Source organism: Methylocystis silviterrae (genome assembly GCF_013350005.1).
Taxonomy (GTDB): Bacteria; Pseudomonadota; Alphaproteobacteria; order Rhizobiales; family Beijerinckiaceae; genus Methylocystis; species Methylocystis silviterrae.
In genome coordinates this window covers 19312-30882 of the sequence record NZ_JABVWW010000026.1, presented here as the reverse complement: position 1 = coordinate 30882, position 11571 = coordinate 19312, and the positions used below count along the sequence as shown (strand labels likewise).

Genomic DNA, 11571 nt, shown 5'->3' with positions numbered 1-11571 from the left:
ATCGAAGCGCGACTAACTTTCTCGCAGACGTCTGCATCGCCGCGACAATCAGCTATTGGTTATGAGTCTGGACCCTAAGACATACAGGGCATCTTTCCAGAATTCATGTTGTTCGTCTTCCAAGGGAAAAATTACGCCCGCCATCAGAACCATATGGGCTTTCACGACACCATCTCGCCTAACCGAAGGTGTCATGGCGACGCCTGTCACAAGCTCGCTGGCTGTCGGGGTCAGCTCGTGCGAAGCGGTAAACCCTCGATCGAGCTGTCTGAGGGCGGCGGGATAGTCATTCGCGATGGTCACGCCGTCCAAGCGTTCGAGGTCGATGTAGCGACTTATCTCTTGAATATACTCTCCAATTACGACGCCGAACCTCTGAGCTGCCTCCGCCTCCACATCGAGGAATTTTATCTGGAAGCTGGGTACCGTAGGCGACGGCCTTTCGTGGTTGGCAGAATTTTGAGCGGCTTCCATATTTGAAATCTCACAATCCGAACGGGCATCGGCGAAGGGTTTGAAACAAGTTTATACGAGAGGGCATCCAGCAACCTAGGCTGCATTGCCAGCAATTGGGCAATTAGGCTTTGTCGCTGAAATTCGCGCGCAAATCCGCCATGCGGACAATCATCGCGCGGCGCGGGTCGAAGGGCAGTTCCTGAAATCCCCACCTCGCATAGAAGCCTCTCACGCCGTCATCGAGCGGGTGCGCGATTACGCCCATGCTCCCGACGCTTTCGGACACCCGTAGCGCGGTCTTCAGGGCGTAGTGCAGCAGGTCGACGGCATACCCCCTGCCCTGATAGGCCTGATCGACGGCGAGCTGGCCGAGCAGCAGGACCGGCACGGGGTCGGGGCGGTTGCGTTGCTGGGCTTTGGGCAGATAGGCCCGCTCGATTTGCGCGGCGCTCAGGGCGACATAGCCGACAATGCGCCCCGTCGTCGCGTCCGTGATCACGCTCACGCGCGACATGTCGTTGGCGTGGTTCGGCCACGCATGGCGCTGAAACCAATTATTGAGGGATTCCCGCCCGCAGTCGAACTGGCTGCGGTCATCGCTTTCAGCGAGCGGACGGGGCGGCGTGATCGCCGCCATGCGCTAGCGTTTCCATGCCGGGGTGCGCCGCGCGAGTTCCGCAAGCGCAGGAACCGCCTCCGCGGGTCGGCCAATCCATGCTTCGAACGCTTCCCAGTCTTTGGCCGGAATGGTGATGTTGGAGCGATTGAGAACCTCTGCTTCCGCCGCCGCAACTGAGCGTCGCCGCAGGAATTCGCTCAAACTCATGTGCGCTTGCGCCGCCGCTTCTTCCAGAAGGGCGCGCTCGTCGGGAGAAACCCGAACGCTTAGGACGGAGCTGCTTAAGGGCTGTTCTCTCATCTGTATGACATTAGCATACATCAACGCGGGTTCAATTGAATCTTAATGGGCTAAGACAATTCCGCGCAGATGGGTTGCTGTGAGCCAAATCCGCCGCCCTTGGGAGGCGGCCTTCGGTTTCGATCCCCGCCGCGCTCACCGCGCCTCGCGTCCCTCATAGCGATTGTTCCGCCAAAGCCGCTATAATCTGCAGAGCCCTGGCCCACTGAGCCGATTCACCCATGCCCGTTCGCCGTCTCGATCCCCTTCTCGTCGATCGCATCGCCGCCGGCGAAGTGGTCGAGCGGCCGGCATCCGCCGTCAAGGAACTCGTCGAGAACGCGCTTGACGCCGGCGCGACGCGCATCGACGTCGCGGTCGAACACGGCGGCAAAAGCCTCATCCGCGTCATCGACGACGGCAGCGGCATGGACGCGCGCGACCTGGCGCTCGCGATCGAGCGCCACGCGACGTCCAAAATCCCCGACGGCGATCTGACCAGCATCGCGACGCTTGGCTTTCGCGGCGAGGCGCTGCCGTCGATCGCGGCGGTGGCGGATCTGACGATCGAAACGCGGGCGATGGGCGCCCCGCACGGCTGTTCAATCCGAGTCGACGCCGGCGAAAAGCGCGGACTCTCCGCCTCGAACTGGCCGCGCGGCACCAAGATCGAAGCGCGCGCGCTGTTCGCCGCGACGCCGGCGCGGCTCAAGTTCCTCAAGACCGAGCGCACCGAAACCGCGGCGATCGTCGATGTCGTCAAGCGACTCGCCATGGCCCATCCGCAGGCGCGGTTCTCGCTGTCCGCCGACAGCGGCGCGCTCTTCGACTACCCGCCCTGCGGCGACGATTCCGCGCGGCGCATCTTCCAGATCCTTGGCGAAGAATTCGCCGCCAATGCGTTTCGGCTTGAAGCCGAGCGCGACGGCGTGCGCCTTTCGGGCCTTGCCAGTCTGCCGACCTACAGTCGCGGCAACGCTCAGATGCAATATGTCTATGTCAATGGACGGCCGGTGCGCGACAAGCTTTTCGCCGGCGCCATTCGCGCCGCCTATCTCGATTTTTTGAGTTCCGACCGCCATCCCATCGTCGCGCTCTTTATCGACTGCGATCCGCGCAGCGTCGACGTCAATGTGCATCCGGCCAAGGCGGAGGTGCGCTTCGCCGATCCGGGGCTCGTGCGCGGCCTCGTCGTCGGCGCGTTGAAGCAGGCGCTTGCTGAGAAGAGCCATCGCAGCGCCGATGCAAACGCGCGCGCGGCGATCGACGCCTTGGCGCGCGGCAATGGCGCCCCATATCGCGCGCCGGCGCCGGCGAACTGGAGCCTACCGCGCTCGCCTTACGCGCCCGCCGGCTTCGAAGACCAGCCGCAAGCCGCTTTTGAGGCTGGCGCGCCCATGGCGGACGCCCGCGCGCATGAGACGCCTGCGCAGGAGCCCGACTCGCCGCTCGGGGCCGCGCGCGCGCAGCTGCACGAAACCTACATCATCGCGCAGACGCAGGACGGTCTCGTCATCGTTGACCAACACGCGGCGCATGAGCGCATCGTCTACGAGAAGCTCAAACGCCAGCGCGAGGCGGCCGGCGTCGCGCGACAGATGCTGCTGATCCCCGCCGTTGTCGAACTCGATGAGTCGCGCATGAACGCGCTTGCGCCGGCGCTGGACGAACTTGCGGCGTTCGGTCTGGCGCTTGAGCGTTTCGGCCCCGGCGCCATGCTCGTGCGCGAGACGCCGGCGTTGCTCGGCGAGGTCGACTGCAAGCGTCTCGTGGAGGACATCGCCGACCTCCTGGCGGAAGAAGGCGACGCGCGCGGACTTTCGCGCCGGCTCGATCACGTGCTCGCGACCTGCGCCTGCCATCATTCTGTGCGGGCCGGCAGGCGGCTTTCGGCGCCCGAGATGAATGCGCTGCTGCGCGAGATGGAGACGACCCCGGGGGCAGGCCAATGCAATCACGGCCGGCCCACCTATATTGAGCTGAAGCTCGCGGACATCGAAAAGCTCTTCGGACGCCGGTGAGTCCGAAACTCTCCGGACACCGTAACGCTTTCCGGCGCGCGGGCGAATTGGAGAGAGAGCGCAGGAGCCGATCTTGAATCGTCGCAGCCTCATGTCTGGCGCCTTTTTTCTGGCCTTCGCTCGGAAGGCGCATGCCGCCGCCGAAATGGTCGAGATCGAAACATTCGACGCAAACGGCAAGAGCCTCGGGCTGTCGCGTGTCGCGAAAATCGTCAAGACCGATACCGAATGGCGCGCGCAGTTCTCGCCGCTCGCCTTCGAGGTCACGCGCAAGGACGGCACGGAGCGCGCGTTTACCGGACCCAACTGGGATCATCACGCAGACGGACTCTATCGATGCGTCTGCTGCGATACCGCGCTGTTCGACTCCAAAACAAAATATGACTCTGGCACAGGCTGGCCGAGCTTCTTCGCGCCGATTTCCAAGGCGAATGTCGTGGAAAGCGCCGACACGGCGTTCGGCATGAGACGCGTCGCCGTCTCCTGCAAGCGCTGCGAGGCGCATCTTGGCCATGTCTTCACAGACGGACCAAAACCAACCGGGCTGCGCTACTGCATGAACGGCGTCGCGCTGCGTTTTGTGGGTCGCGGACAAGCGTAGGAGATATCGCGATGAGAGTCGCCGCCGTTCTTGTCGCCGCACTGATCATTCTGGTTTCCTTGCGCGCCGGCGCCGCCGAACGCGCCGTCGTCTTGCCCGCGCCCGCCTACGATCCGCCAGCCGCGAGCGGCGGCGAACAGAAGCTCGTCGTCGCCGGCGGCTGTTTTTGGGGCGTGCAAGGCGTGTTTCAGCGCGTCAAGGGCGTCTCGCGCGCGGTATCCGGCTATGCCGGCGGCGCCAAGGAGTCGGCCCGCTACGAGAAGGTTTCCGGGGGCGACACCGGTCACGCTGAATCGGTCGAAATCACTTATGATCCGAAGACCGTGAGCCTTGGAGAATTGTTGCGCGTCTACTTTTCCGTCGCGCATGATCCGACGCAGCTTAACCGCCAGGGCCCTGACGCAGGCGCGCAATACCGTTCAACGATTTTCGTCGCGAACGCCGATCAGGAAAAGGCTGCGCGCGACTATATTGCGCAGCTTTCCGAGGCGAAGGCCTTCTTCGCGCCGATCGTCACGACGCTCGAACCGCTCAGGGCGTTCTACCCGGCGGAGACCTATCATCAGGACTATCTGCTTCGTCATCCCGCGCAGCCTTACATCGTCTACAATGACCTGCCGAAGATCGACGATCTCAAGCGCCTCTTCCCATCGCTCTATCGCGAAAGTCCGGCGCTGACCAACTGATCTCTCAGGGTGTTAAGCCCGACCCTCCAGTGTCACGAATAGTCGCCGTCAACTCCGAAGTGACAGGTCCATTGATCGCCGATGTCACATCGCGCGAGGGTATGCCTTGATGTTGCAGGAAAGCCGGTAGCGCTGGCCTATTGGTAGTGAGGCGATCATTCGCGCGTCGCGATCCCTGAATCTGCAGAGCATGCGCTCGGTGGGATGACCGTTGCGTAGAGAAAGCCAAAAAGCGGTTTTTCTAATCCGGTCGCCTTGGGGCAGCGCTCAGCGCGGCGTTCTGTCTCTCCACTTGGCGGGTGTCCTTCATAATAGGGACGAGCCGAGCGTCGGAAATGACCGACGAAGCTGCGGAGAAGCCGTAACGAAACGCTGCCTGCCTTCGTCCAAGGGAGTGATACGCCTTAGCGAAAGGAGTCCCCCATGGACGAGCGTATGAAGGAATTGATCGCGATTGGAGCGTCGGCGGCGGTGAACTGTCACCCCTGCATCGAACACCACCTTGCCGAATGCGACCGCCTCGGCATCGACCGTGAGCAGGTGAAGGCGGCGGCGGAGGTCGGCCTGATGGTCAACCGCGGAGCGGCGGCCAAGACCCGCGACAAGATCGACGCCCTGCTGGGCAAGGCCGAGAGCCGGACGGGTGGAGCCAGTAGCTGTGGCTGCGGGTCCTGAGCAATTCGCCGCGCACCGGACGATGGTGCGCGGCGTCCTCCTCCGTTTCGTGCGGGACGAGGCGTTGGCCGATGATCTGGTCCAGGAGGCCTTGTTGCGGGCTATCCGCGCCCACGCCAGCCTGCGGGGCCAAGCGGCCCCCGCCACTTGGCTCACTGCAATCGCCCTCAACCTCGCGCGCGACCATTTCCGCGCGGCCAAACGGGCGCCGCCGTCAACCCTGATGGACGAGGCTGTAGACCTGCCGGCTTCCGACAGGCCCGAGGACGACATTCTGCGGGCCGAAATGTCCGGTTGCATCCTCGGCCAGGTGGAACGGCTGCCGAAACGGCAGCGCGACGCCGTCCTGCTGCATTATTTCGCCGGCCTCAGCCATCGCGAAATGGCGGCGAACTTGGGAGTGTCGGAAGGAAACGCCCGCGTCGTACTCCATCGCGGCCTGACCGCCCTGCGCACCAGCCTCGGCCGAGAATGCATACTTGATTTCGACGACGATTTCCCGTGTGAACGCCGGTAAGCACTTCGGCGTTATGTTGAATGACGGCCGCGTCTTTCTCGTCCCGCCGCCCGATCGGTTGTCGACATAGCTGAGTTGTTGGCGGAGAGGGAGGGATTTGAACCCCCGATACGGTTGCCCGTATGCCGCATTTCGAGTGCGGTGCTTTCAACCACTCAGCCACCTCTCCGCAGCGCATGCGTGGCGCGTCGCAGATAGCACGCGCTCGCCCGAGGGATCAAGCGCGAGCCGTCTGCACGCCTGCAACTAAATTTCGGTCAGCGGCAATTCCGGAACTCACCGGATATACTCAGTCAAAGTATATACTCAGATTGACACAACGCGGCCGCCTTGGCAGACTGATGTCATGAACTCCACGCGCATTTTCAAATCGGGCAACAGTCTGGCGGTAAGAATTCCGCGCGGAATCGCTTTCGACGAGGGCGCCGAGGTTGTCGTGCGACGCCAAGGCGGAAGTCTCGTGGTGACGCCGGCGCGGCTCGATATGGCCGAACTCGTCGCGCGGCTCAAAGCCGCGCCGCCGCCGGCCTCGATCGCGCGCCCCGAGTTCAAGCCGCCCAAGCGGCTGTTCGACGCCCGCTAGCGCTATGGCGCGCTACCTCCTCGACACTAATATCGTCATCGCTGCGGCGCTTGGTCTCCCCGGCGTGCTCGACCGGCTCGCCGCGCTCGAGGTCGGCGACGTGGCGGTCTCGGCGATCAGTCTCGCCGAGACGCTTGGCGCGGCCGCCGCCGAACATAACGGACGGCTTGCGGAAAATATCGCGCTGCTCGCCGAAAATCTCGATGTGCTGCCTTTCGACCGCGGCGCCGCCGACGCCTATGGCGCGCTGCTGCGCAAGCTCGACCCGAAGCGCCGCCGCACGCTGGATCGCATGATCGCCGCGCAGGCGCTCGATCTCCGGCTCACGCTGGTCGTGGCGAATAGCGAGGATTTCGACGATATTCCTGGACTTACGGTGGAAAAGTGGGCGTGAGCGCGGCTACTCGACGTCCTCGACCGTCTCGGGACCGCCGTATATACGCTGGGCGAGAGAGGCCTGCATGAAGTCGTCGAGTTCGCCGTCGAGAACGTCGGAGGGCGTCCCCGACGTGAAGCCGGAGCGCAGATCCTTCACCAGCTGATAGGGCTGCAGCACATAGCTGCGGATCTGATGGCCCCAGCCGATCTCGGTCTTTGAGGCCGCGACCTTGTTGGCCTCGGCTTCGCGCATTTCGAGCTCGCGTTCATAGAGCCTTGCGCGCAGCATGTTCCAGGCGGTGGCGCGGTTCTTGTGCTGCGAGCGTTCCGCCTGACAGGCAACGACGATGCCGGTGGGAATATGGGTGATGCGGATCGCCGAATCTGTCGTATTGACGTGCTGGCCGCCCGCGCCTGATGATCTATATGTGTCTATACGACAATCGGATTCATTGACGTTCACCTCGATCCGATCGTCGACCACCGGATAGACCCAGACCGAGGCGAAGCTCGTATGGCGGCGGGCGTTGGAATCGAACGGCGAAATCCGCACTAGGCGATGCACGCCGGACTCGGTCTTCGCCCAGCCATGGGCGTTGTGGCCCTTGACGAGCAGCGTGCCCGACTTGATGCCGGCCTCTTCGCCGGGCGTCTCCTCGATCACCTCGACCTTGAATTTGTGACGTTCGCCCCAGCGGGCATACATGCGAAACAGCATGCGCGCCCAGTCCTGGCTCTCGGTGCCGCCTGCGCCGGAATGAACCTCGATGAAGGTGTCGTTGGCGTCGGCCTCGCCGGAAAACAGCGCCTCGGTCTGGCGGGCGCGCACCATCTTGAGGATGGCTTTCAGCGCCTCGACGCCCTCTTTTTCCGTCTCCGCGTCGCCCTCGGACTCGCCCAGCTCGACAAGCGTCAGCGCGTCTTCGAGGTCACGCTCGAGGCTTAAGAGCGCTCCCATCTGCTCTTCGAGCTGGGTGCGCTCGCGCATCAGTTTTTGCGCGGCTTCGGGATCGTTCCAGAGTTCCGGGTCTTCCGCCCGGACGTTCAGTTCGGCGAGGCGCCGTTGCGAGGCGTCGACGTCAAAGATGCCTCCTCAGCAGTCCGATGGACTGCTCGATGTCGGCTTTCAGCGCTAGCGGTTCGGCGCGCATGGATTTCCCAGGTTGTGCTCGCAGGGCGTCTCGCCCCAGTCGGCGCGGAAGTTAGGCGGCGCGTGCGCGCCTGTAAACCCCGCAACTCACAAGGCCAATGTCAAAAACTCCTGTCCGCCGGCCGGTCCCGGCGCTCCGGCGCGGCCGGCCGCTGGTCCTCGCTCTCGGGCGCGCCGGCGAGTCCCCAGCGGCGCATCAGAAAAAGCGCCGTCGCCGAGGCCAGCACGCAGAGGATCGTGGCGTAAAACGTGCCGTTCTCGTCCTCCGCGAAGAGCAGATTCTTGGTGTTCATGCCGAAATAGCCGGTGACGAAGGTCGCCGGCAGCAGCAGCATCGTCGTCACCGTCAAAGCATAGAGCCGGTCGTTGGTCTCCAGGCTGAGGATGGCGTTGAGCTCGTCCTGCAGGAGACGGGCGCGCTCCTGAAGGCTCGTGACGTCCTGCGTCAGCGCGGCGGCGTGTTGAACGAGCCTTGCCGCGGCGTCGCGCAGATCATTGTCCCGCTGTTCGTCGGCCTCCTCCTCGATCGTTTCGAGGCGCGCCACCGTCGACGACAGGCCGCTGATCTGACGCGCCAGGCGCACCGCGTCGCGCCGCGCGGCGCTGAGCGCCGGCCGCGCCTGGCGGCCGCGCTGATCGATGATGCGATCCTCGACGCGATCGAAGGCCGCGCCAAGTTCGGCGGCCTTACGCGCCAACCCGTCGATCAGCGCATCCGTCAGCATTTCGAACAGATCGATCGGCGAGGTGAGGCGCGCGCCGCGATTGATGGCGATGTGCGCCGCCTCGACGCTGTCCATCGGCAGCCGTCGCGCGCTGATGAAAAAGCTCGCGCCAGCGGCGAAGCGGACATAGTCGGTGCGCGAGGTCGGGCCGCCGAGATCGCGCTCATAGTCGAGCAGCGCGCCGCTGACCATCCCTTCAGAATATTCAAGATGCTGGTGGTCGACGGGATCGCACAGCGAATCGCGCGCGTCTTCGGAAAGCGCCGCGATGCGCGCCAGCAGCGGGCGCGTGCGCACGTCGGCGAGGTCCATGTGCAGCCATAGGAATCCCTCGCGCGGCGCGCCGATATTTTCGAAGTCTTCGGCCGTTCCGGGCTCGGCTTCGCCGGCGCCGTTGAACCGCACGAACCACAGGCGCCCGGGAATGTCGGCGCGCGGCGCTTGTGCGAGGCGGTCTGAGATCATGGCGGGGCTCACGGGAAGGCTCGTCGAGAGAGAGCCTAGCGAATTATGACAGGCTCACGACAAGCGCGGCGTCAATCCTCCGAGAGCCGGGTCTTGCCCGGCCCGTGCGGTTCGATCAGCGCGCCGAAATCATGCGGCTCCTTGCGGGCGCGCCGAAGCGCCGCGTCGAGAAACTCGGTGAAGGCGTCGATATCGCGCGCTTCGGTCCGGTGGTTGATGATCGCGGCGCGGATCGCCGGAATCCCGTCGAGGATCGTCAGCGACGGCGCCGCCTCGCCGCGCTCATGCAGCTCCATGACGATTTCGCGCGCCAGCGAACCGTCCTCATCGTCCTTGACGCCGAAGCAGACGATGTTGAGCGTCACCGGCGCGCGCAGTGCGAAAGCGTCCGACTGCGAGATCCACGCCTCGAGCCGCTTCGCCATGCGGCAGGTCTGCTCGATACATTGGCCCAAACGCTTGGCGCCGAAGGTTTCGATGGTGAACCAGGTCTTGAGCGCGCGAAAGCTGCGCGACAGGTCGGGGCCGAGATCGCAAGGCCAGGTGTCGCCCGCCGCGAGGCCGCGCGGCGCACGCGTCAGATAGGCGGCGTTGGCCGCGAAGGCGCGCTTATGGGCCGCCTTGTCGCGCACCAGAAAGAAGCCGGCGTCATACGGGACGTGCAGCCATTTATGGAAGTCGAAGGCGACGCTGTCGGCGCGCTCCAGTCCCTTGATCAACGGCTTGAGCGCCGGCGAGAGCGCCGCCAGCGCGCCGAACGCCCCGTCGACATGGAACCACAAATCCTCGCTGTGCGCGACGTCGGCGAGCCGGTCGAGCGGATCGATGGCGCCGGTGTCGACCGTTCCCGCCGTGCCGACGATCAGAAACGGCCTGAAGCCCGCCGCGCGGTCGGCGGCGATGGCGCGGCGGAGATCATGCACCTTCATCGCGCGCCGCTCATCAGAAGGAATGAGGCGCAGATGCCGCGCGCCGAGCCCCGCTAGCTCCATCGCCTGGCGCACGCAATTATGCGCTTCGCGCGACGCATAGGCGATGAGCTGGCCGGGAAGCGCGCAGAGCCCGTTAAGCCGCACGTCCTTCTCGCCATAGGCCTGGTCGCGCGCGACAAGCAGGCACAGGAAGTTGGCGATCGACGTTCCGGTGACGAAAACGCCGCTCGCGTCGGGCGGAAAGCCGAAAGCCTGCGCCATCCAGGCGGCGATCTGGCGCTCGACGTCGATGGCGATATGATTGCGTCCGCCGCAATTGGAGTTCATGCCGGCGGCGAGCATTTCGGCGATCATGCCGGCCGGCGTGCCCGCCCCCTGCGCCCAGCCCATGAACATCGGATGGGTGTTGCCGGTCGCGAAGGGCTTGATGTAGCGGTCGAAATCCTCGAGCACGGCGGAAAGGTCGCGGCCCTCTTGCGGAAGGTCGCGTTTGAAGCGGGCCCGCGCCTCTTCGCTCGGCTCAGTCCATACGGGGCGCTCTCTGATCCCGCGCAGATAGTCGAGCATCGTGTCGAGCGCGCGATGGCTCTCGGCGCGAAATTCGTCCCAGTCTTCGGGGTCGAGATTAACCGGCATGTCTAGAGCCTCGCGCGCCGGGGGCTCACTGGAGGCGCAACCACGGTTGCGAAAGATCGCGCGAAGGCGTTTCACGCTTGTGCAAATAGCCGGGTTTCCCTGCTTGGCGCAACCTGGCTTATTTTCCGATGCTTACGGTCACAGACCCAACGCGCTCGACCTCGCCTTCGACCCGGTCGCCGGGAAGGAGCGGTCCAACGCCCGATGGCGTGCCGGTGAAGATGAGATCGCCGGGCGCGAGCGCGACATTTCGCGACAGCGCCGCGATGATGTCCGGAACGCTCCAGATGAGATCGCCGAGGTCGCCCGCCTGTCGCAGCACGCCATTGACGGAGAGCGCGATGCGCCCGCGCGTCGGATGGCCGATGGCGGCGACGGGGCTGATCGCCCCGATGGGCGCGGAATGGTCGAAGCCTTTTGACATGTCCCACGGCCAGCCGGCGCTGCGGGCCGCCGTTTGCAGGTCGCGCCGGGTCAGGTCGATGCCGGCGGCATAGCCGAAGACGCAGTCGAGCGCCCGCTCGGCGGGAATGTCTGCGCCCCCTTTGCCCAGCGCCGCAACCAATTCGATCTCGTGGTGAAGATTATGCGTCAGCGTCGGATAGGGAATGGTCGCGCCGCTCTCGACCACCGCGTCGGCGGGCTTGGAGAAGAACACCGGCGGCTCCGCGCCCCCGCCCCTCGCGGGGTCCTTTCCCATTTCGCGGGCGTGCGCGGCGTAGTTCAGCGCAATGCAGAAGATCCGCCGCACGGGAAATCGCCGCGCGTCTTGCGCGATGGCGACGCTCGGAAAGGGCGGCGGCGGAAAGATGAACTCAGCGGACATTTTTATTGGCTTCGCGCTTGGC

14 protein-coding genes and 1 tRNA gene are annotated in these 11571 nt (G+C 64.6%); 7 read left to right on the top strand and 8 right to left on the bottom strand.

Going from position 1 to position 11571, the window contains the following annotated elements; genetic code table 11:
- Window positions 1-48: 48 nt before the first annotated feature.
- The 3 genes from HUN39_RS17335 to HUN39_RS17325 all read right to left on the bottom strand — a co-directional run bounded on the left by HUN39_RS17335 (window position 49) and on the right by HUN39_RS17325 (window position 1375).
- The gene (locus HUN39_RS17335; RefSeq protein WP_175095697.1) at window positions 49-474 is read right to left on the bottom strand and encodes a hypothetical protein; all 426 of its coding nucleotides are present in this window, start codon (window positions 472-474) and stop codon (window positions 49-51) included.
- 103 nt (window positions 475-577) lie between these two features.
- Window positions 578-1093, bottom strand: a complete 516-nt coding sequence (locus tag HUN39_RS17330; RefSeq protein WP_175095696.1) for a GNAT family N-acetyltransferase — start codon at window positions 1091-1093, stop codon at window positions 578-580.
- Window positions 1094-1096: 3 nt separating this feature from the next.
- On the bottom strand, window positions 1097-1375 hold the full coding sequence (locus HUN39_RS17325) for a type II toxin-antitoxin system TacA family antitoxin (RefSeq protein ID WP_175095695.1): 279 nt from the start codon (window positions 1373-1375) through the stop codon (window positions 1097-1099).
- Between the two features lie 221 nt (window positions 1376-1596).
- On the opposite strand from HUN39_RS17325, the gene mutL reads away from it, so the two are divergent.
- From mutL to HUN39_RS17300, 5 genes are all read left to right on the top strand, one after another.
- A complete protein-coding gene (gene mutL, locus HUN39_RS17320; RefSeq protein WP_175095694.1) occupies window positions 1597-3375 on the top strand; it encodes a DNA mismatch repair endonuclease MutL in 1779 nt (592 codons plus the stop codon).
- Between the two features lie 91 nt (window positions 3376-3466).
- Complete coding sequence (gene msrB, locus HUN39_RS17315) at window positions 3467-3976, top strand: peptide-methionine (R)-S-oxide reductase MsrB (RefSeq protein WP_175095698.1); 510 nt, start codon at window positions 3467-3469, stop codon at window positions 3974-3976.
- 11 nt (window positions 3977-3987) lie between these two features.
- A complete protein-coding gene (gene msrA / locus HUN39_RS17310; protein ID WP_175095693.1) occupies window positions 3988-4662 on the top strand; it encodes a peptide-methionine (S)-S-oxide reductase MsrA in 675 nt (224 codons plus the stop codon).
- Window positions 4663-5085: 423 nt separating this feature from the next.
- Window positions 5086-5337: a carboxymuconolactone decarboxylase family protein gene (locus HUN39_RS17305; protein WP_175095692.1), complete on the top strand. Its 252-nt coding sequence runs from the start codon at window positions 5086-5088 to the stop codon at window positions 5335-5337.
- The gene (locus tag HUN39_RS17300; protein ID WP_210267038.1) at window positions 5321-5854 is read left to right on the top strand and encodes an RNA polymerase sigma factor; all 534 of its coding nucleotides are present in this window, start codon (window positions 5321-5323) and stop codon (window positions 5852-5854) included. The genes HUN39_RS17305 and HUN39_RS17300 overlap by 17 nt, the downstream gene beginning before the upstream one ends.
- A 79-nt stretch (window positions 5855-5933) precedes the next feature.
- Here HUN39_RS17300 and HUN39_RS17295 read toward each other — a convergent pair.
- Window positions 5934-6023 (bottom strand) — tRNA-Ser (locus HUN39_RS17295).
- Between the two features lie 177 nt (window positions 6024-6200).
- Between HUN39_RS17295 and HUN39_RS17290 the strand changes: the two genes are divergently transcribed.
- Window positions 6201-6437, top strand: coding sequence for an antitoxin (locus HUN39_RS17290; protein ID WP_175095690.1), 237 nt, complete (start codon window positions 6201-6203; stop codon window positions 6435-6437).
- Between the two features lie 4 nt (window positions 6438-6441).
- A complete protein-coding gene (locus HUN39_RS17285) occupies window positions 6442-6831 on the top strand; it encodes a PIN domain-containing protein (RefSeq protein WP_175095689.1) in 390 nt (129 codons plus the stop codon).
- Between the two features lie 6 nt (window positions 6832-6837).
- Here HUN39_RS17285 and prfB read toward each other — a convergent pair.
- The 4 genes from prfB to HUN39_RS17265 all read right to left on the bottom strand — a co-directional run bounded on the left by prfB (window position 6838) and on the right by HUN39_RS17265 (window position 11549).
- A protein-coding gene (gene prfB / locus HUN39_RS17280) for a peptide chain release factor 2 (protein WP_175095688.1) occupies window positions 6838-7966 on the bottom strand; the annotation gives its coding sequence in 2 pieces (ribosomal slippage) (window positions 6838-7896 and window positions 7898-7966; 1128 coding nt in all).
- Between the two features lie 100 nt (window positions 7967-8066).
- Window positions 8067-9155, bottom strand: a complete 1089-nt coding sequence (locus HUN39_RS17275; protein ID WP_175095687.1) for a CorA family divalent cation transporter — start codon at window positions 9153-9155, stop codon at window positions 8067-8069.
- Window positions 9156-9226: 71 nt separating this feature from the next.
- Window positions 9227-10723: a pyridoxal phosphate-dependent decarboxylase family protein gene (locus tag HUN39_RS17270; protein WP_175095686.1), complete on the bottom strand. Its 1497-nt coding sequence runs from the start codon at window positions 10721-10723 to the stop codon at window positions 9227-9229.
- A 118-nt stretch (window positions 10724-10841) separates the two neighbouring features.
- On the bottom strand, window positions 10842-11549 hold the full coding sequence (locus HUN39_RS17265; protein ID WP_175095685.1) for a fumarylacetoacetate hydrolase family protein: 708 nt from the start codon (window positions 11547-11549) through the stop codon (window positions 10842-10844).
- Window positions 11550-11571: the final 22 nt, after the last annotated feature.

Bases quoted from the DNA above. Each gene is read 5' to 3' on its own strand.
- msrB (WP_175095698.1), top strand. From the start codon at position 3,467: ATGTCTGGCGCCTTTTTTCTGGCCTTCGCTCGGAAGGCGCATGCCGCC.
- HUN39_RS17330 (WP_175095696.1), bottom strand. From the start codon at position 1,093: ATGGCGGCGATCACGCCGCCCCGTCCGCTCGCTGAAAGCGATGACCGC.
- HUN39_RS17275 (WP_175095687.1), bottom strand. From the start codon at position 9,155: ATGATCTCAGACCGCCTCGCACAAGCGCCGCGCGCCGACATTCCCGGG.
- msrA (WP_175095693.1), top strand. From the start codon at position 3,988: ATGAGAGTCGCCGCCGTTCTTGTCGCCGCACTGATCATTCTGGTTTCC.
- HUN39_RS17270 (WP_175095686.1), bottom strand. From the start codon at position 10,723: ATGCCGGTTAATCTCGACCCCGAAGACTGGGACGAATTTCGCGCCGAG.
- HUN39_RS17325 (WP_175095695.1), bottom strand. From the start codon at position 1,375: ATGAGAGAACAGCCCTTAAGCAGCTCCGTCCTAAGCGTTCGGGTTTCT.
- HUN39_RS17335 (WP_175095697.1), bottom strand. From the start codon at position 474: ATGGAAGCCGCTCAAAATTCTGCCAACCACGAAAGGCCGTCGCCTACG.
- mutL (WP_175095694.1), top strand. From the start codon at position 1,597: ATGCCCGTTCGCCGTCTCGATCCCCTTCTCGTCGATCGCATCGCCGCC.
- HUN39_RS17265 (WP_175095685.1), bottom strand. From the start codon at position 11,549: ATGTCCGCTGAGTTCATCTTTCCGCCGCCGCCCTTTCCGAGCGTCGCC.
- HUN39_RS17285 (WP_175095689.1), top strand. From the start codon at position 6,442: ATGGCGCGCTACCTCCTCGACACTAATATCGTCATCGCTGCGGCGCTT.
- HUN39_RS17305 (WP_175095692.1), top strand. From the start codon at position 5,086: ATGGACGAGCGTATGAAGGAATTGATCGCGATTGGAGCGTCGGCGGCG.
- HUN39_RS17290 (WP_175095690.1), top strand. From the start codon at position 6,201: ATGAACTCCACGCGCATTTTCAAATCGGGCAACAGTCTGGCGGTAAGA.